This is a genomic window from Streptococcus sanguinis, from assembly GCF_001078705.1.
GTDB classification, from domain to species: domain Bacteria; phylum Bacillota; class Bacilli; order Lactobacillales; family Streptococcaceae; genus Streptococcus; species Streptococcus sanguinis_D.
In genome coordinates this window covers 1-20000 of record NZ_CDMW01000001.1, presented here as the reverse complement: position 1 = coordinate 20000, position 20000 = coordinate 1, and the positions used below count along the sequence as shown (strand labels likewise).

At 39.5% G+C, this 20000-nt stretch carries 15 protein-coding genes, 3 tRNA genes and 2 rRNA genes (1 of these 20 running past the window's edge); 1 reads left to right on the top strand and 19 read right to left on the bottom strand.

Annotated elements, in window-relative coordinates:
* From SSV_RS00100 to ychF, 16 genes are all read right to left on the bottom strand, one after another.
* Positions 1–1547 (bottom strand): 23S ribosomal RNA (locus SSV_RS00100) (it extends 1353 nt beyond the left edge of the window).
* Between the two features lie 243 nt (positions 1548–1790).
* Positions 1791–1863: transfer RNA gene (locus tag SSV_RS00095), tRNA-Ala, on the bottom strand.
* 64 nt (positions 1864–1927) lie between these two features.
* Positions 1928–3476 (bottom strand): 16S ribosomal RNA (locus tag SSV_RS00090).
* The 16S and 23S rRNA genes sit together here with 1 tRNA gene alongside, the layout of an rRNA operon.
* 402 nt (positions 3477–3878) lie before the next feature.
* Positions 3879–4364, bottom strand: coding sequence for a sigma-70 RNA polymerase sigma factor region 4 domain-containing protein (locus tag SSV_RS00085; protein ID WP_002894314.1), 486 nt, complete (start codon positions 4362–4364; stop codon positions 3879–3881).
* Between the two features lie 212 nt (positions 4365–4576).
* A tRNA-Asn gene (locus SSV_RS00080) sits at positions 4577–4650 on the bottom strand.
* A gap of 5 nt (positions 4651–4655) precedes the next feature.
* Positions 4656–4727 (bottom strand) — tRNA-Glu (locus SSV_RS00075).
* Positions 4728–4832: 105 nt separating this feature from the next.
* Complete coding sequence (gene ftsH, locus SSV_RS00070; protein ID WP_072073218.1) at positions 4833–6812, bottom strand: ATP-dependent zinc metalloprotease FtsH; 1980 nt, start codon at positions 6810–6812, stop codon at positions 4833–4835.
* Positions 6813–6830: 18 nt separating this feature from the next.
* The gene (gene hpt, locus SSV_RS00065; RefSeq protein WP_141640149.1) at positions 6831–7373 is read right to left on the bottom strand and encodes a hypoxanthine phosphoribosyltransferase; all 543 of its coding nucleotides are present in this window, start codon (positions 7371–7373) and stop codon (positions 6831–6833) included.
* A 4-nt stretch (positions 7374–7377) separates the two neighbouring features.
* Positions 7378–8655: a tRNA lysidine(34) synthetase TilS gene (tilS, locus tag SSV_RS00060; protein WP_072073216.1), complete on the bottom strand. Its 1278-nt coding sequence runs from the start codon at positions 8653–8655 to the stop codon at positions 7378–7380.
* Positions 8652–9935, bottom strand: a complete 1284-nt coding sequence (locus SSV_RS00055) for a serine hydrolase (RefSeq protein ID WP_023917164.1) — start codon at positions 9933–9935, stop codon at positions 8652–8654. The genes tilS and SSV_RS00055 overlap by 4 nt, the downstream gene beginning before the upstream one ends.
* On the bottom strand, positions 9928–10056 hold the full coding sequence (locus SSV_RS12140) for an SP_0009 family protein (RefSeq protein WP_072073215.1): 129 nt from the start codon (positions 10054–10056) through the stop codon (positions 9928–9930). Before SSV_RS12140 ends, SSV_RS00055 begins: the two co-directional genes overlap by 8 nt.
* Before the next feature lie 2 nt (positions 10057–10058).
* On the bottom strand, positions 10059–10427 hold the full coding sequence (locus SSV_RS00045) for a septum formation initiator family protein (RefSeq protein WP_072073214.1): 369 nt from the start codon (positions 10425–10427) through the stop codon (positions 10059–10061).
* On the bottom strand, positions 10420–10686 hold the full coding sequence (locus SSV_RS00040; protein WP_072073213.1) for an RNA-binding S4 domain-containing protein: 267 nt from the start codon (positions 10684–10686) through the stop codon (positions 10420–10422). Before SSV_RS00040 ends, SSV_RS00045 begins: the two co-directional genes overlap by 8 nt.
* Before the next feature lie 90 nt (positions 10687–10776).
* Positions 10777–14280, bottom strand: a complete 3504-nt coding sequence (mfd, locus tag SSV_RS00035) for a transcription-repair coupling factor (protein ID WP_072073212.1) — start codon at positions 14278–14280, stop codon at positions 10777–10779.
* Positions 14273–14842, bottom strand: coding sequence for an aminoacyl-tRNA hydrolase (gene pth / locus SSV_RS00030; protein ID WP_072073211.1), 570 nt, complete (start codon positions 14840–14842; stop codon positions 14273–14275). Before pth ends, mfd begins: the two co-directional genes overlap by 8 nt.
* 73 nt (positions 14843–14915) lie before the next feature.
* Positions 14916–16031, bottom strand: a complete 1116-nt coding sequence (gene ychF, locus SSV_RS00025) for a redox-regulated ATPase YchF (protein ID WP_072073210.1) — start codon at positions 16029–16031, stop codon at positions 14916–14918.
* Positions 16032–16196: 165 nt separating this feature from the next.
* Here ychF and SSV_RS00020 point away from each other — a divergent pair, with 165 nt between their 5' ends.
* Positions 16197–16688 carry a DUF1307 domain-containing protein gene (locus tag SSV_RS00020; RefSeq protein ID WP_072073209.1) on the top strand — a complete coding sequence of 164 codons (492 nt, stop codon included), beginning with the start codon at positions 16197–16199 and terminating at the stop codon, positions 16686–16688.
* Between the two features lie 129 nt (positions 16689–16817).
* Here SSV_RS00020 and SSV_RS00015 read toward each other — a convergent pair whose 3' ends face one another.
* The 3 genes from SSV_RS00015 to dnaA all read right to left on the bottom strand — a co-directional run bounded on the left by SSV_RS00015 (position 16818) and on the right by dnaA (position 19787).
* Positions 16818–17012 (bottom strand): DUF951 domain-containing protein, encoded by a 195-nt coding sequence (locus SSV_RS00015; RefSeq protein ID WP_002894296.1) that lies wholly within the window; start codon positions 17010–17012, stop codon positions 16818–16820.
* Between the two features lie 127 nt (positions 17013–17139).
* Entirely contained in the window at positions 17140–18276 is a 1137-nt protein-coding gene (dnaN, locus tag SSV_RS00010; RefSeq protein ID WP_072073208.1) for a DNA polymerase III subunit beta, read from the bottom strand.
* Positions 18277–18434: 158 nt separating this feature from the next.
* Positions 18435–19787 (bottom strand): chromosomal replication initiator protein DnaA, encoded by a 1353-nt coding sequence (gene dnaA / locus SSV_RS00005; RefSeq protein ID WP_072073207.1) that lies wholly within the window; start codon positions 19785–19787, stop codon positions 18435–18437.
* Positions 19788–20000 lie beyond the last annotated feature (213 nt).

Here is a 20000-nt window from a genome sequence, read left to right as displayed (position 1 = left end):
CAGCTCAACGTTACAGGTATAAGCATTTGACTCATACCACGCCTCACTGCTTAGACGTACATCCAATCGTACGCACGAGTTAGCCTACTGCGTCCCTCCATCACTTCATACTCTAGTACAGGAATCTCAACCTGTTGGCCATCGGATACACCTTTCGGTCTCTCCTTAGGTCCCGACTAACCCAGGGCGGACGAGCCTTCCCCTGGAAACCTTAGTCTTACGGTGGACAGGATTCTCACCTGTCTTGCGCTACTCATACCGGCATTCTCACTTCTATGCGTTCCAGCGCTCCTCACGGTACACCTTCGCCACACATAGAACGCTCTCCTACCATACCTATAAAAGGTATCCACAGCTTCGGTAAATTGTTTTAGCCCCGGTACATTTTCGGCGCAGGGTCACTCGACTAGTGAGCTATTACGCACTCTTTGAATGAATAGCTGCTTCTAAGCTAACATCCTAGTTGTCTGTGCAACCCCACATCCTTTTCCACTTAACAATTATTTTGGGACCTTAGCTGGTGGTCTGGGCTGTTTCCCTTTCGACTACGGATCTTAGCACTCGCAGTCTGACTGCCGACCATAATTCATTGGCATTCGGAGTTTATCTGAGATTGGTAATCCGGGATGGACCCCTCACCCAAACAGTGCTCTACCTCCAAGAATCTTTATGTCGACGCTAGCCCTAAAGCTATTTCGGAGAGAACCAGCTATCTCCAAGTTCGTTTGGAATTTCTCCGCTACCCACAAGTCATCCAAGCACTTTTCAACGTGCCCTGGTTCGGTCCTCCAGTGCGTTTTACCGCACCTTCAACCTGCTCATGGGTAGGTCACATGGTTTCGGGTCTACATCATGATACTAAAGCGCCCTATTCAGACTCGGTTTCCCTACGGCTCCGTCTCTTCAACTTAACCTCGCATCATAACGTAACTCGCCGGTTCATTCTACAAAAGGCACGCTCTCACCCATCAACGGGCTCGAACTTGTTGTAGGCACACGGTTTCAGGTTCTATTTCACTCCCCTCCCGGGGTGCTTTTCACCTTTCCCTCACGGTACTGGTTCACTATCGGTCACTAGGGAGTATTTAGGGTTGGGAGATGGTCCTCCCAGATTCCGACGGGATTTCACGTGTCCCGCCGTACTCAGGATACTGCTAGGTACAGAATCTATTTAAAATACGAGGCTCTTACTCTCTTTGGCTGACTTTCCCAAGTCATTCTTCTATAAATTCTGAGTCCACAGCGCAGTCCTACAACCCCGAAGAGTAAACTCTTCGGTTTGCCCTCCTGCCTCTTCGCTCGCCGCTACTAAGGCAATCGCTTTTGCTTTCTCTTCCTGCAGCTACTTAGATGTTTCAGTTCACTGCGTCTTCCTCCTCATTCCCTTAACAGAAATGGGTAACAGGCATCAACCTGTTGGGTTCCCCCATTCGGACATCCCCGGATCCAAGCTTACTTACAGCTCCCCGAGGCATTTCGTCGTTTGTCACGTCCTTCTTCGGCTCCTAGTGCCAAGGCATCCACCGTGCGCCCTTACTAACTTAACCTTATTTTTGACCTTTCAGTCTTAAACTCATTAATATTCACAGCGTTTTCGGTTTATTTTCTTGTTACTATTTGATATTAGTATTCAATTTTCAATGGACAAGTAGGATAGCTATCAACCAAAGTTGAATCCCAGACTAACTTCTTAGGAAAAAAGACTAACTTCCTTGTGTTCATCGAACACAATGTCAGTTCTCTATTTTTCTACAGAAGTTCCCGCAAGCGGAACGTCTTCCATATCCTAATGGAGCCTAGCGGGATCGAACCGCTGACCTCCTGCGTGCAAAGCAGGCGCTCTCCCAGCTGAGCTAAGGCCCCACATAGCCCTCTCAAAACTAAACAAGACTCAAGTGCATTCCGTGTGTCCTTACGGACTCCTTAGAAAGGAGGTGATCCAGCCGCACCTTCCGATACGGCTACCTTGTTACGACTTCACCCCAATCATCTATCCCACCTTAGGCGGCTGGCTCCTTACGGTTACCTCACCGACTTCGGGTGTTACAAACTCTCGTGGTGTGACGGGCGGTGTGTACAAGGCCCGGGAACGTATTCACCGCGGCGTGCTGATCCGCGATTACTAGCGATTCCGACTTCATGTAGGCGAGTTGCAGCCTACAATCCGAACTGAGACTGGCTTTCAGAGATTAGCTTGCCGTCACCGGCTTGCGACTCGTTGTACCAGCCATTGTAGCACGTGTGTAGCCCAGGTCATAAGGGGCATGATGATTTGACGTCATCCCCACCTTCCTCCGGTTTATTACCGGCAGTCTCGCTAGAGTGCCCAACTGAATGATGGCAACTAACAATAGGGGTTGCGCTCGTTGCGGGACTTAACCCAACATCTCACGACACGAGCTGACGACAACCATGCACCACCTGTCACCTCTGTCCCGAAGGAAAACTCTATCTCTAGAGCGGTCAGAGGGATGTCAAGACCTGGTAAGGTTCTTCGCGTTGCTTCGAATTAAACCACATGCTCCACCGCTTGTGCGGGCCCCCGTCAATTCCTTTGAGTTTCAACCTTGCGGTCGTACTCCCCAGGCGGAGTGCTTAAATGCGTTAGCTGCGGCACTAAGCCCCGGAAAGGGCCTAACACCTAGCACTCATCGTTTACGGCGTGGACTACCAGGGTATCTAATCCTGTTTGCTCCCCACGCTTTCGAGCCTCAGCGTCAGTTACAGACCAGAGAGCCGCTTTCGCCACCGGTGTTCCTCCATATATCTACGCATTTCACCGCTACACATGGAATTCCACTCTCCCCTTCTGCACTCAAGTTAAACAGTTTCCAAAGCATACTATGGTTAAGCCACAGCCTTTAACTTCAGACTTATCTAACCGCCTGCGCTCGCTTTACGCCCAATAAATCCGGACAACGCTCGGGACCTACGTATTACCGCGGCTGCTGGCACGTAGTTAGCCGTCCCTTTCTGGTAAGATACCGTCACAGTGTGAACTTTCCACTCTCACACCCGTTCTTCTCTTACAACAGAGCTTTACGATCCGAAAACCTTCTTCACTCACGCGGCGTTGCTCGGTCAGGGTTCCCCCCATTGCCGAAGATTCCCTACTGCTGCCTCCCGTAGGAGTCTGGGCCGTGTCTCAGTCCCAGTGTGGCCGATCACCCTCTCAGGTCGGCTATGTATCGTCGCCTTGGTGAGCCGTTACCTCACCAACTAGCTAATACAACGCAGGTCCATCTGGTAGTGATGCAGTTGCATCTTTCAATTAATTATCATGCAATAATTAATTTTATGCGGTATTAGCTATCGTTTCCAATAGTTATCCCCCGCTACCAGGCAGGTTACCTACGCGTTACTCACCCGTTCGCAACTCATCCAAGAAGAGCAAGCTCCTCTCTTCAGCGTTCTACTTGCATGTATTAGGCACGCCGCCAGCGTTCGTCCTGAGCCAGGATCAAACTCTCATTAAAAGTTTGAGTTCGCACTCATTACTGTCCACTGACAGATTTATTTTCTCGTTTTTTGACAGGTTACATATCTCTATGTCACCCTGCACTTGGTTCGTCTTGTTCAGTTTTCAAAGGGCTTTGTCTTTCGCGACAACTATATTAGTATATCACCCAACCACACCTCCTGTCAATACCTTTTTTCGTTTTTTGACAGGTTACATATCTCTATGTCACCCTGCACTTGGTTCGTCTTGTTCAGTTTTCAAAGGGCTTTGTCTTTCGCGACAACTATATTAGTATATCACCCAACCACACCTCCTGTCAATACCTTTTTTAATATTTTTTGAAGTTTTTAATTTAATAAAAAACTTGATGCTCGAACCTGTTCTAGTAAAACAGATTGAGAGTCATCAAGTTTGTTCATTATAAAATCGTATTGTCTTGAAAATCTTTTAAGTGATTTTTTAAATCTTTGAGCATAGCTCTTCTTCCTTTAAAGCGCTCGTTGCTCATCAACCTCTGATAATTATCCAATCCAACATCATCAAGAGTTCTTTTATAATTGTCAATCGCTTCTCTGAAGGCAACTAACTCATCTAGAAACAGTTCTTTTGATTTTAGTCGATGTCCAATCTCGCTCACTTCTTCATAAGGCTGTCGGTCCAATTTGCGCTTTTGGCTTTCTTGTTTGCGAATTTTATCATGTATATGATTTCTGAATTTTGTTTTGAAATAACGATAGAGCTTTTCCTCATCGTTTTCAATCCCTTTTTCTTTAAGCAGAAGTTCGTATAAGACTAACATCCCTTCTTGCTCCCAATCACTATGTTCCCACAAGTGTATATAGTAATCTTTCTTACACTTCCAAACTATCCATTTCACCTTCTCATAAGTAGTTCTAAAATCCATAGTTCCTCCTTAAAATTTACTTGACTTAATTCTACTGTAAATAGAAAGTAAGTTGGGCTCTTTCTTCTAAAAAGCATCTTTCAGGAGCTCTTCTGACTCGAATAACTATTTTTAAGTCATTTCAGGCACATATTTAGTCATTTGGAAGTTTGTGCGAAGTATGAAAGCAAGAAAAAAATCAAATGCTTACACATTTGATTTTTTAAACCTAGCTCCGCCAGTAGGACTCGAACCTACGACATCATGATTAACAGTCATGCGCTACTACCAACTGAGCTATGCCGGATAATATAGTCCGTACGGGATTCGAACCCGTGTTACCGCCGTGAAAAGGCGGTGTCTTAACCCCTTGACCAACGGACCATTTCTTGTCTTTCTGCAGAACATATTCCATTATATCAGCTTTTCTTCCTTTGTCAATAATTATTTCAGAAAAAGAGAAAAAAGTTGGAGTTTCTCCAACTTCTTCTACTCGGAACTTTTTTCTTCCATTTTCGTTTTAATTTCATCATAAGAAAGTGCATGAGCTTCTTTGTCTAATTCAAGTTCAGACTTTTCTGGCATTTTGCCAGTTTCATACAATGATTTAATCTGATTGCTATCCAAAGTTTCATATTTAAGAAGCGCTTCAGCAATCAATTTATGAGTTTCGCGATGGGACTGGATAATCTCTGCAGCTTTGTTGCGAGCCTCGTTAAGAAGCTCTCTTACTTCTTCATCAATCTCATATGCAGTCTGTTCTGATATTGATTTTTGAGGACTGGCTGCACCAAACATAGCATGGTTGCCTTCGTATTGAACTGGACCAAGTTTTTCGCTCATTCCATATTCCGTTACCATACTGCGGGCCATCTGAGTTGCCTGTTCAAAGTCATTAGAAGCACCTGTTGTTTGAACATTAAAGATAATCTCTTCAGCCACACGGCCACCCATAAGACCAGCTAATTGCTCTTTCATATCTTCTTTAGATAGAAGCATTTGGTCTTCCTTAGGCAAGGCAATCATATAGCCACCAGCGCGTCCACGAGGTACGATGGTTACTTTATGTACGACACGCGCATTTGACAATACCAAACCAACAATAGTGTGTCCAGCTTCATGATAAGCAACCATTTGACGATCGCGTTCGGACACCGTTTTATCTTTCTTAGAAGGTCCTGCGATTACTCTGTCTTCTGCTTCATCAATATCATCAGCATCGATAACTTTCTTGTTACGACGAGCAGCAACCAAAGCAGCCTCATTCAAGACATTTTCCAAATCAGCACCAACAAAACCTGGTGTCTGTTGAGCAACTAGTTTCAAATCAACATTTTTAGCCAGCGGCTTATTCTTAGCATGAACACGAAGAATGGCTTCCCGACCTTTAACATCAGGACGGCCAACCAAGACTTTTCTGTCAAAACGGCCAGCACGCAGCAAGGCTGGATCTAATACATCTGAACGGTTAGTAGCCGCAATGATAATGATTCCTTCATTGCCTTCGAAACCATCCATTTCAATCAAGAGCTGATTAAGGGTTTGCTCCCGCTCATCGTTACCACCGCCAAGGCCAACACCACGCTGACGACCGACTGCATCGATTTCATCGATGAAGATAATGGCAGGGGCTGCTTTTTTCGCATCCTCAAACAAAGAACGGACACGGCTTGCTCCGACCCCAACAAACATTTCTACAAAATCAGAACCTGAGATACTGAAGAAAGGAACTCCTGCTTCTCCAGCAACAGCCTTGGCAAGCAAGGTTTTACCAGTTCCTGGAGGGCCTTCTAGAAGGACACCGGCAGGAATACGAGCACCTAACTTGGTGTAGCGTTTCCGATCTTTCAAAAACTCAACGACTTCTACAAGTTCTTGTTTCTCTTCCTCGGCACCAGCTACATCTGAGAAACGAACCTTGATATCTTCTTTGTTAGCAGCACGCGCTTTATTGCGGCCAAAATTCATGGCACCGCGGGCACCGCCGCCGCCACCTTGATTCATCATGGACATAAAGAAGAAGATGACAATTACAAAAGGAACGATGGAAGTGAGGATGGTAATCCACATTCCACTTGAACTTTCACGCTTTATGCTGATTTCAGTGTTATGCTCAGAAGCTAATTTTTGTAAATCAGAAATTGTAATATCTGACGGTAAAATAATACTTGTAAATCTCTCTACTTTAGAAACGTTTGGAGTGAAAAATAAAATCCCTGTATCTTCTTTCGATTCCTGAGGTGTTTTGTAAGTACCTGAAATCTCAACGACGCTGCCATTTGGCTGGTAGCTCATCTCTGTGACATTATTTTCCTTAATTTCCTTCACTAATTCTGTGTAATTGATTTGCTGACTGCGACCGCCAGTATCTCCTGAGAAGAAATACTGAAACCCTGTCACTAGGACAACAATAATCAGAATATATAGAAATGGATTTTTTATAAAACCATTGTTTTGCTTATTTTTCATCTATTAATAGTAAACCTTTTATTTTGTATAAACTTCTTCTTTCAAAATACCAATATATGGAATATTACGATAGTTTTCATTGTAATCTAACCCATATCCAACAACAAATTCATTTGGAATTGTGAAACATGTATAATCTGCATTGATTTCAACAACACGGCCTTCTGGTTTATCCAAAAGTGTAGCAATTTTAACTGATGCAGCATTTCTTTCCTTAAACAAATTGCACAGATTTTTCAAAGTCTGACCAGTATCAATGATATCCTCAACAAATAAAATATCACGTCCTGTGATATCTTGATCAATGTCTTTAATAACATTAATCACACCTGAGCTAGCAGTACCACCATGGTAGCTGGAGACCAACATAAAATCAAGCTCAATATGTGTATCAATATGCTTGATTAACTCAGCCATAAAAGGCACGGAACCTTTTAAAATTCCAACAAAAATTGGATTCTTACCTTGGTAGTCTTTGGTTAATTGCTGACCAAGCTTTTTTGCAGCATCCACGATTTCTTCATGGGAAATCAATATTTTTTTGATATCTTGTTCTAGCATAATTTTACCCATCTATTTTCTGAATATAAAGTACAGTACTCATTATATCACTTTTTAATGCCTTACTCAAATCACTGATAGCAATATTTAAGATTGCTAAAATTTGATGATTTTGTTCCACGATTACAGATGAATTCCGTTCTTCAAAGGAAACCTTCTTATCAATAAAAAGACGACGAAGTTTCTTGTGATGATCATTCAGCAAAATACTGTCTCCCTCTTTTCGGAAGCGGAGTGTCAGCGAAGTTTCACGCGAAACAAAAATTTTCTGGATATTTTCACCACTCAAAGGAATCCCGAATGAAAATCGATAATGCCCAAACTCAATCAGATTCTCAAATTCTAACAAAATTGAATCCATTTTTAAATCGGGCTTACGACTGATTTTTCTGATTTCAAAATGTTGGTAGTCTTTGATAAGCTCATAGTCGCTTTTCAAAGTGTGCTGATAATTAGCCTTAGTCCGCAGGATGTTTAAAACCTCCTCAAACTGCTGCTTGCTCAGATTCAGGCCAGGAAAGTTTTCAAGATAGTTCTGCAATAGAAAACGTTGAATCTGAGGGATTTGCTGATGAAAAACTTGTACATTTTCTATATCTAAATCTCTGGTCAAGTAAGACAAAGCGGTCTGCCAATCTTCGATTTCCTTTCCCAGATACCGCAAAGAATCCTTAAATTGTGGATTTTCTTTTTCTAAATCCGGCAGATAAAGATTGCGAATTCGATTTCTGAGATAGTCATTTTGAAAATTACTGCTATCTTCAAAATGCTGAATATCTGCAAAGTCTGACTTATGAAAAGTAAGCAAAGGACGAATCAGCTCCCCGCAAGCAAAAGACTGGACAGCTTTCATGCCGGACAGATGACGAAGTCTAGCTCCACGCAGCAGCCGCATAAAAACAGTCTCAGCTTGATCATCTGCGTGGTGGGCAGTTACCAGAGCAGTATAATGCTCTGCCTGCATCACTTTCTCAAAAAAATCATAACGAAACTGCCGAGCAGCATTTTCTGAAAAATTACCAGAAAAACTTGATGTAAAAATCTTTACACCAAGCTGTTCCGCAATCTTTACTAATGCCTTTTCTTCTTGATCTGACTCTGGCCGCTGTTTGTGATTGACATGAGCAATCGCAAGCTCGATAGCCAGTTCTTTTTGAGAATCAATCAACAGCTGCAACAGTGTCATAGAATCCAGTCCACCTGATACAGCAACTAAAATTTTTCGATGGCCTTGGAAATACTTTTTCTCCTGCATTTTTTTAAGAAATTCTTGCTTGATCATTTCAGGACTCCATAGACATCATCTGCTATCTGGGAAATGGTATCGTAGTTTGCATTATTAGTAAAAATGACAATGATAAAAGGGGAATCTGCATAGACAATCGCAGCATCGTGCTTAAAGTCATAGGCGTCACCAATTTTATGAGCTACTTTAGCATCGATATTTTTAGAAATCCGCTGATTATCGTAATTTGTCTGAGACAAGGCATCGATAATCATGCCATTTTGCTCATAGATAGCTTCCAAAACATTTCCAGCCATACGTGAAGATGCTTGTCTTTCTTCCACATCCCATTTCTTTCCAGCTATTTTGTTGATCGTCTGCTGAAAATGTTTATCAGATTGATTGGTCGCATAATAGCCTAAAATATTGTGGGCGACATTATCTGATTCTTTGGCCACTCGATTTATCAAATCCTGAACTGAATATTCCTTGTCATCAGCTGACTTAGCAATGCTGCCACTTCCTTCTGGTTCGTAAGCACCTGCAAAATCATTGACTGCTCCAATATACTTGAACTTCTGATCTAAGGAAAGTTTTTTCTGATTCAGCTGTTCCTGCACATAGTAAAGATAAGGCAGTTTTGTCACACTGGCCGAATACATCTCTTGATCTTGATTGATACCTGCTTCTTTGCCAGTGTCTAGCTGTTTGACATAGATAGAGTAGTCCGCCTTGTTATACTTACTGCTCAGAATTTCTTGAACCTTGTCCATTCGATTATCAGTCTCATCCAGAAATTCCATAGAAACCCAGCCCTGTCCTTCAATCTGGCCATAAGTTCCTTTGACAGTCTGGACAATTTGAACAATGTTTACTTTTGTATATGGAGCTAATGTTGTATTGATTTTTTTAGCTCCGTTGATATTGGCTTTATCATAGAGAGTAAAGCCAGACTTCAGCCACATTTCTTGTTGGATATCTTCGATTGATTGAACAGTATCTTCGTAAATTGTGTTTTTGTCTGCTATCACAAACTGCCCGTTTTTCAGCTTAAAAATCGGAACTCCTTCTTCATTTACATAAAATCCTGTTATCTGGATTGGCTGGTCTGGAACTAGCTTTCCAGCAGTCTTACTCAGAATAGAATCTGTAAATGTAGGAGTTTCTTCATAAACATTAGGATTTGTCGGGATGCTGTCATAATAGCGTCCATACGTAGTGCTTGTAAAATGATATTTTTCTTCCTCGTCTAATACGAAATCTTTTTCAGTACTAATAACTGTGATACTGCTGAATAAAGCTGGCAGCAAAAATATCAGTAACAAAAACTTACGCATGTTTTCCCCTTTCCTCTTGATTTTCTTGAAGTTTCAAAGCTTGATTTTTTTCAGACAGTTCTTCCAATTTCTCATCTGAAAAAGCCAAGAACTGCTCAATTGTTTTTAATAAATCTTCCATAACTACTGTGGTAATAAATCTGGGATAGTATAAATGTACTCGCCCTCTTTTGAAAAAGAGTACTTAGCGCGTGCATACTTAGCCGCATAGCTATCATCTTTTAATTTGGCTGCTATATCAGATTGATAGACCTTTTCTTCACTGAGCGTCTGATATTTCTCCTGGAGTTTAGAATACTGTTCACGACGTTGCAGCAAGGTTTGATAATTCTGGTATAAATTATAGGTAGGTAGAATAAATAAGAGAATCACCAAAATCAGAACCCAGCCCATAAAACGGTTGCGTTTCCGCCGTTCCTGATCCACATATCTGCGGCGTTGATTTTCATCTTGAATAAAACGATTATTTAGTTGGACGATATTTTTAGGCATCTTCTTCTATCCTTGTTTCGCTAACAATTTCGTACATTTTAGCTGCATCTTCTTTTTTAGTGCTGTCTTTCATCTCCAGAACCTTTACAGTCAAGAGTTTATTACCAAAGCGTACTTCAACCAAGTCATTCACTTTCAAATCTGTTGAGCTCTTGGCCAAGATACCATTCACCTTTATCCGACCCTTGTCAGCTACTTCTTTAGCCACTGGACGTCGCTTGATAATCCGTGACACTTTCAAATATTTATCTAATCTCATCCTATTACCTCATTTTCTCTTAATTTATTATTCTACCATTTTTTGAGAAAAATAGAGCTTAAAATGCCAAACTTCACTGAATTGTAACCTTTATTCTACCTTGCGCTGTTTAATTTCCAGCATCTTTTCTCCAAAATTAACCAGTCCTTCTAAAATCTCATAATCTTTTTTATTCCTCACATCAAAGATTACTTCAATCAATCCATTTTTTTCACCAATTCGAGCCTTTAAATTCGTCATCGAAAGTGCTTCAAAATAGTCTTGCGTCAGATAAAGCTGCTGCGAAATTTTCTCAAAATGAATAATTACTGCATTCTGCTGGCGTTCCACTGATTTTACAAATGCTTGATCCAAATAAGACTTAGCAAGTCCAATCTCCAACAGATAGGCTACAACATCAGGATACTCCCCAAAGCGATCAATCAATTCATCCTGTAGATTTTCATAGTTTACACGGCTGTCAATCTCACGAATTCTCTTGTAAATTTCAATCTTCTGTCTTTCATCAGAAATATAGTCACTAGGCAGATAGGCATCAATCTGCAGATTAAGTTCTGCATTGCTTTTTTGACGCTTATTCTCTCTACCCTGCTTTTTAGCAATAGCTTCTTCTAGAAGCTGTGAGTACATCTCAAAACCAACAGAATCAATAAAGCCAGATTGCATACTTCCTAGGATATTGCCAGCACCTCGAATAGACAAATCTCGCATGGCAATCTTAAATCCAGAACCTAACTCTGTAAATCCCTTAATAGCCTCTAGACGCTTTTCAGAAACTTCTGTTAAGATTTTATCTGGTCTGTACATCAGATAAGCGTAGGCAATCCGATTGCTGCGGCCAACCCGTCCACGAAGTTGATACAAGGTTGACAGCCCCATATGGTCAGCATTTTCTACAAACAAAGTATTGGCATTTGGGATATCAACTCCAGTTTCAATAATGGTAGTGGTCACCAAAATATCGTATTCTCCATTGATGAAATCCAGTAAAGTATTTTCTAAACGAATCTCACTCATTTGGCCATGAACATAGCCTATAGAAGCTTCTGGGATTAACTCTCTTAACTCTGAAACTTTCCGTTCAATTGTGTCAACCTTGTTGTAAAGGTAGTAAACCTGTCCACCTCGGTCTATTTCACGTAAGACAGCTTCTCGAATCACTGTAGGATTGCTCTCTAAAACATAGGTCTGAACAGGATAGCGATTGGTTGGCGGGGTCTCAATGACTGACAAATCACGAATCCCCAGCATAGACATATGAAGAGTTCGAGGAATAGGAGTTGCTGTCAAGGTTAGGACATCAACTTTCTTTTTCAATTCCTTTAATGTTTCCTTGTGCTTAACTCCAAAACGCTGCTCTTCATCAATGATGATTAAACCTAAATCTGCAAATTCTACATCTTTGGATAAGAGTCGGTGGGTTCCAATGATAATGTCAACTTGTCCCTTCTGCAGCTTCTCCAGGGTCTGTTTTTGTTCTGCCTTACTCCTGAAACGACTGAGTACCTCAACATTGACCGCAAAATCATTAAAGCGTTCTTTAAAGTTAGTATAGTGCTGCTGGGCTAAAACCGTTGTTGGTACTAATACAGCCACCTGTTTATGATCGTTGACAGCCTTAAAAGCAGCCCGCATAGCTACTTCTGTTTTTCCAAAGCCTACATCACCAACTAAGAGCCGGTCCATTGGACGACTGCTTTCCATATCCTTCTTCACTTCCTGAATACTTCTTAGCTGGTCCTCTGTTTCAACATAAGGAAAATCATTATCAAATTCCTCTTGATTAGAATCATCCGCTGAGAAAGCAAAACCTTTTAGCTGGCTGCGTTCAGCATATAGTTTAATCAAATCATCCGCAATATCCTGAACCTGATGCTGAACTTTTTGCTTACTCTTCTGGAAACGACCGTCATTTAGCTTATTTACCTTAGGTGTTTTTCCATCGCTGGCAACATACTTTGATAGGAGATCAATCTGGTCAACTGGAATCGAAATACGATCAGAATTTTGATATTGAATCGTCAGATAATCACGGTGGACACCAGAGATTTCAATCGTTTCAATCCCCAGATAACGTCCTATCCCATGAATATTATGGACAACATAATCCCCTTTTTCTAGCTCATTATAATCTTTCAGTCGTTCGGCATTTGAGATATTCTGTCGCCGGATTTTTCGTTTTATTTTCTTGTGAATAATTTCGTACTCTGTAATAAGAACAATTTTCTCATCTACGAAATTAAAACCCTGAACAAGATTTCCTTCTATAAGCTGAACTGCATTTTTGTGTATCTCAGCCTCTTTTATATAGTCTAAATGAATATCATATTCCTGTAAATTTTTATGTAAACTTTGTAAACCTGTCGAAGAATTTGCTTGTAAGATTATTGTATAGCCAGATTTTTTATAACGATTAATTTCTTCCTTGAGCAAGGGAAATTGACTGAAAAATTCTTGCATTGGGTACTGATTGAATTGATACAAATCATCAAATTTCAGATTTCCCAAACCTTTTTGAAAGCTTGAAAAGAAGGTTGCTGGTTTATATTGACGATAATCTTGGTACTTATCTGCAAAATATTTCTGACTTGATAAAGCTTTACAATTTTGTAAATCATCTGTCAATAAGCCAGCTGTTTCCAGTTCAAATTGAGCATGCCGATCCACAATTTTTTGAAAATCATCAAAAAATACAGGACTATGAACAGGCAAATAGTCTAAAATAGTCCATTCTTTCTGATAAAAATAAGAAAGGAATTTACGAATATCTGCATGATGAAACTCCTCTTTAGCACTGATTAGTAACTCTTCTAAGTAAGATTTCAAAGCAGAATCAACAGCTTTTTCTAAAATTGCTTCCAGATTTTCTCGTCCTCGAGCATAATCTTTCTTAGAAAGCAGGGTATCAGAAGCAGGTTTAATCAAAATACTTTCTATATTCTCAATTGAAGTTTGATTTTCTGGATTGAAAATCCGAATACCATCAATTTCATCGCCAAAAAACTCCAGTCGATAGGGAAACTCTGCTGAGCGCTCAAAAATGTCTAAGATATCTCCTCTTAGACTATATTCTCCCTGACTTAAAACTTGGGATACCTTCTTGTATCCTGTTCTTGACAACATCTTTACAAGATTATTTAGGTCATATTCTTGTCCAACTATCAAATTTATGTTGGTTGTTTTAAAATCAATGGGATCAGGCAAGAGTAATTTACTAGCCGCAACATTAGTAACTAGAATTCCAGACTTTTGATGGTCTATTAAAAAGTTCAGAGCATCTAATCTTGAAAATATTTTTTCCTGTGAGGCAAAGACAAATTCTGCTATAGGAGTATCATCTGCTAAGAAAGTATAGACCTTGTCTTCTCCCAACAAAGAAATCAAATCACTAGCCAAACGATCTGCTTCATTTTGACTAGAAGTCAGCACAAGGATTTTATCAGCTTCTTCTAATCCAGCCGCTATAGTGATTGCTTTTGTTGATGCAGACAGTCCCATTATCAACTGTCTGCTGCTTTTATGGAGATTTTTCTTCCAATCTGAAATTTGCTGGTTTTGACAAAATAAATCAATCAAGTTCATTTTATTATCCATTATACTTCTGCATTGCTTGTTCAAAATTGCCTAACTGTAAATAATAATTTACAGCATTGTCAACCTTATCAAGAGTATTCAGAATTGTTATATAATCATCTTTATCAAATTTTCCTAGAACATGGTGGACCACTGTCATGCCTTCTTTTGGACGGCCAATACCTATCTTTATCCGTTTAAATTCTTGACTTCCAATGTGTTTGATAATAGATTTAATGCCGTTATGGCCACCAGCTGAACCCTTGCTGCGCAAACGAATTTTACCAACTTCTATATCCAAATCATCATAGATGACCAATAAATCCTCTATATCTAAACCATAGTATGCCAATAAAGCTTGAACAGCCTTTCCGCTCTCATTCATAAATGTAGTTGGTTTGACAAAATAGACTTTTTCACCATTCAGAAAAGTAGAGGCGATATCTGCTTGAAAGATTTTATCAGCTGTAAATTTTAAATCAAGATCTTTACAGATCTTGTCAACTAGCATAAAACCAACATTATGTTTGGTTTCAATATATTTTTCTCCTGGATTTCCCAGACCGACTATTAACTTTACCATTTTTCTCCTTTATAAAAGCCAAAAGGGCTGGAAAAAAATTTCCAACCTAGAATTTTTAGACTTTACAAATACTTTACACATTAAATCTAAATTCCATAATATCGCCATCTTGAACGATATATTCTTTTCCTTCTTCGCGCAAACGTCCAGCTTCTTTAACTGCTTTTTCGCTGCCATAGTGCACTAGGTCATCATAAGACATAGTCACTGCTCGAATAAAGCCTTTTTCAAAGTCTGAGTGAATAATGCCAGCTGCTTGCGGAGCTTTCATTCCACGCTTAAAGGTCCAAGCACGCACTTCCTTTTCACCAGCTGTAAAGTAGGTTCCAAGTCCCAACAGATGATAAGCTGCCCTGGTCAGTTTATCCACACCTGATTCTGTCAAGCCGATAGCTTCCAGAAATTCTGACTTATCTTCATCATCCAATTCAGAAATTTCTTCCTCTGCACGCGCGGAAATGACAACAACTTCAGCATTTTCTGTTGCTGCAAATTTACGAATCTGCTTCACATAGTCAATATTATCTGGATCAGCTACCTCATCCTCACTGACATTGGCCACATAGAGAACTGGCTTGGTCGTCAACAGAAAGAGCCCTTTAACAATTTTCTGCTCTTCTTCTGTGAATTCAATTGTCCGAGCTGACAGACCATCTTCAAGAACAGGCTTGATTTTCTGCAAAACATTAAATTCTGCTACTGAATCCTTATCTTTTTGGGTACGAGCCATCTTCTCCACACGCGCATAGCGTTTGTTGATACTTTCTAAATCTGCCAAAATCAATTCCAGATTAATGGTCTCAATATCGGCCATTGGATCTACAAATTCAGACTCACGGCCCTGTTCCCGCATGACATTTTCATCATCAAAGGCACGCACTACATGGACGATGGCATCTACTTCGCGGATATTGGCCAAGAATTTATTTCCCAGTCCTTCGCCTTTTGAAGCACCTTTCACAATACCAGCAATATCAGTAAATTCGAAGGTGGTCGGAACTTTCTTCTGTGGTTTGATGAGTTCTGTTAATTTATCCAAACGAGCATCCGGAACTTCTACCCGCCCGACATTTGGATCAATTGTCGCAAAAGGGTAATTAGCTGCTTCTGCACCTGCTTTTGTAATTGCATTAAATAAAGTTGACTTACCAACATTGGGTAAACCAACGATTCCTGCTGTCAAAGCCATTCTTATCTTCTCCATTCATCTTTTCAATCCAAACCATTATACCATAAATCCTTATCCTAAACAGCGGATTTGAGTTATTTTTCTAGCTTTCTTTACAGAAATGTAAAATACATTGAAGAAAAAAATGGTATAATATAGCTAATATTCTTATTAAAGGAGTCCCTAATGAAAAAGAATACTTTCAAAACACTTTTTCTTTCCTTCCTTGCGGTTTCCGCTTTGTTTGTTTTAGCTGCCTGCAGCAGTCCTAAAAAAGCTTATTTCCAGCTGATTGACCAAAATACTAAGCAAGATAGTCGCATCACTGTTGAATACAAAGGTGATGAGATGCTTACAAACGAAACAAACAATACTTTCTACTATAAACCAGTTGGCTTGACCAAAGACACTGCTAAAGAGCAGACAGAAGCCTATGCTAAATCTATTGAGGGTATCAAAGGATTAACTCATAAAATCGAGTATAAAGATGATTATTTAACAGAAAAACTGACAATCGATTTTAGCAAAGCTGATATTGAAGAACTACAAAGTAAACAGCTTCTTCAAACATCTGGTAATCAAAAAGCAGATTATATCAGTTACAAAGAAACTGCTAAATTACTCGAAAAAGCAGGTTATAAAGAAGTCAAAGACGGTAAATTTGAAGAACTTAAATAAAAACAAAATGGATAGGACTTTTTAAGTCCTATCCATTTTTGATTTATTGAAAAATAAGAAAAAAATCTAAATCTGCTCTTCAGCAATGCAAATTAGTTTTCCACAATAGCATTTACGACGAGTTTTCGTCTAATCAATTATTTTCTTCATTTTTCTTTCAAAATCGTGACGACTCATCATCACAAGATGTTCACAATTGGTGCAACGGATTTTGATATCTGCACCAACCCTTGTGATTTCCCAGCGATTCGCCTTTTTCCCAGTCGCTTTAATGGTGCAGGCATGTGGCTTTTTCATTTCTACAAAATGACCAATTTCATACATTTTCTTTCTCCTTTCAAGGAACTATCATAGTCCAGGAAGAAATATTAAGCATCTATCATACTTTGTAAATGAAAAGACCTTAGGACCAAGAAGTAAAAATCTTTAACTTGACCCACTGCTTTTCATCTTAATTAGTTCTGACAGGTGTAATTAGCTGAATAAAGTTTTCTGTGTCTTCACTCGGTACCAAGGTGAAAGGACGAACGGATGAGATAAAACTAATCGTTACTTTTTCACTGTCAATAGCCTTCAAAGCATCAATCAAATAAGTTGGATTAAAGCTAATGGTCAAATCTTCGCCAGTTACACTTTCTGTATCAATTTCTTCGTTAACACGGCCGACCTCTGGTGAATTTACATGGGCACTGACAATACCGCCTGCAATCTCCAGTTTAACTGTTCCATTCTGTGTGGCATTAGATAAGAGACGAGCGCGTTCCATAGCTGCACGCAAATCAGAAGTATTGAAAGTAAGGACACTTGTAAATTCAGTCGGAATCAAACGATCTGTATCTGGATAATTTCCTTCCAAGAGGCGGGTGTAGAAGCTGATATTTTCGCTTCTGAAAAGAATTTGATTGTTAGCAAAGAAAACCTCTACTGTTTCAATTTCATCGGTAAAAACAGTCGTAAATTCACGTAAAGAGCGACTCGGAATGACTACGTCGAAATTATCTCCATTTTTCTCCAGAGTAATTTTCTTTTGACTCATTCTGTGGGAGTCTGTCGCAACTGTTTTCAAAGAACGGTTATCTGTCAAAACAAAGTGAACACCAGTTAAAATTGGACGGCTTTCCTGAACACTGGCTGCAAAAGCTGTTTCGTTAATGACATTTTTGAGAATTTTGGTCTCAAGGACCAAGGGATTGCTGGCAGAAATTTCCTGGATTCGTGGATACTGGTCAGCGTCTTTTCCTTTCAGGGTAATTTCTGATTTGCCGCTAGTCAAGACGATTTGTTTTTGTTCAATTTCTTTAAAATCCAAAATAATATCTGGCAGACTGGAAACAACATTAATAAAGAAGGTCGCTTCTAATAAAATTGAACCTGTTGAGTTGACAAGTAAGCCTGCATTTTCATTTTGAGTAGAAATAAAGTTTTCAATCGACACTTGGCCATTCGAGCCGATTAAGGTGATTCCTTCTTTGGTAACATCGATTTTTACAGTAGAAAGAATAGGAATTGCATTTTTATGGCTGATAGCCCTTTTAGTGGTATTTAACGCTTGTAAGAAGAGATTTTTATTAATAGAAAAATGAATCATGGGATCTCCTTTTTATTTATTTATGATTATAAGATTAATAGTAATAGTAGTTTATGTGAATTATGTGGAAAAATAGCTTCGTCCTTATTCTAACAAGTTTTGAGACTTGTTCACAAAGTGTGGATAAGTTTTGGAAAAAATCTGTAGTTTTCCACACGTTATTTTATTTTATTCTTGATGCTTTCAATTTCTAAACGTAAATTGTCATCTGATTCAATCATGGTTTTGATTTTTCCATGTGCATGGATAACGGTCGTATGGTCTTTCCCGCCAAATTCACGACCAATTTTAGGCAGACTGTTGTCAGTCAGCTCACGAGTCAGATACATAGCTACCTGTCTAGCTAAAACGATATTTTGCACTCGACGGCTGCCTTTCATCTCTTTGACACTAACACCATAGAATTTCCCAACTTCAGACTGAATCTTATCAATCGGGATAACTGTCACCTGGCTTGAATCCTGCTTGCGTGCTCGAATAGCTTCCGCGGCGATATCAATAGTAATTTCTTTCAGATGACGAACTCTAGCGATGAGACTGATGTCATTCAAAGCACCTTCCAAGTCGCGAACATTGGAATCGAACTGTCCTGCAAGATATTCCAAGGTATCATTCGGGAAAATATAATCCAAGTCTTCAATTTTGTTTCGCAGAATTGCAATTCGTGTTTCAAAATCTGGCGGTGTAATATTCTGAGTTAATCCCCATTTGAACCGTGTCACCAAACGTTCTTCCAAATTGTCCAGATGATCAGGACTGCGGTCGCTGGTTAAAACAATCTGTTTATTTTCTCCGTGAAGAGCATTGAAAGTGTTGAAAAATTCTTCCTGAGTTGAAACTTTTTTTCCTCCCAAAGATTGAATGTCATCAATCAGCAGAAGATCTAGACTACGATAGATTTTTTTAAAGCTATCCATCTCTCCCAATCTTAAATGTTCGAGGAAATCGTTAATAAAGGTTTCAGCAGGTATGTACTTAACACGCGCATCTGGAATATTTTCTAAAATCTGATTGCCAATAGCATTTAATAAATGAGTTTTACCCAGGCCAGGGCCTCCGTAGATAAAAAGAGGATTATAGGTTGTGGCTAGATTCTCAGATACCGCCAAGGCAGCAGCTTTAGCCCAGATATTTCCGTCTCCCTGAACAAAATTGTCAAAGGTATATTTTGACTTTAAGCCAGTATCAATAGGTGGCAAGCTTGGCTGAACAGTGCTGATTTGAGGATTGGTTACTGCAGATTTCGGTGTGTCAATGTTAGTTTCTTCTTCAAAAATATATTTTCCAGCAATCTGATCATTAAAAATCTCAAATCCTGCAGTAAGAATAACTCCTACTAAGTTTTGCTCCCAAAATAGTTGTTTCACCGGACTATCCAGGAAAATAATAGCTTGTTTTTCTTCAACTTTGACAAGCTTAGCCTCAGCAACAAAGAAATCATAAGTTGTCTGTTTTAGCTGAGCATGAGCTAATTCTAAAATACGATTCCAAAAGTCCTGTTCTTTGGTCATAACTTCCCTCCTTTTCTATAATTTTCTGATTCATACGCATCTTATTTTATCATAAAGGCTTAAAGTTTTCCACAAGAACTGGAAAAGAATTCACATTGTTAGCTGAAGTTATCCACAGAATGTGAATAAAGCTAAAATTTCTTATTTTAATGGGCTTCCTAATTGATTTAACAGTGGATAATCTTGTTATTTTTAAAAAAGAAAATAACAGTT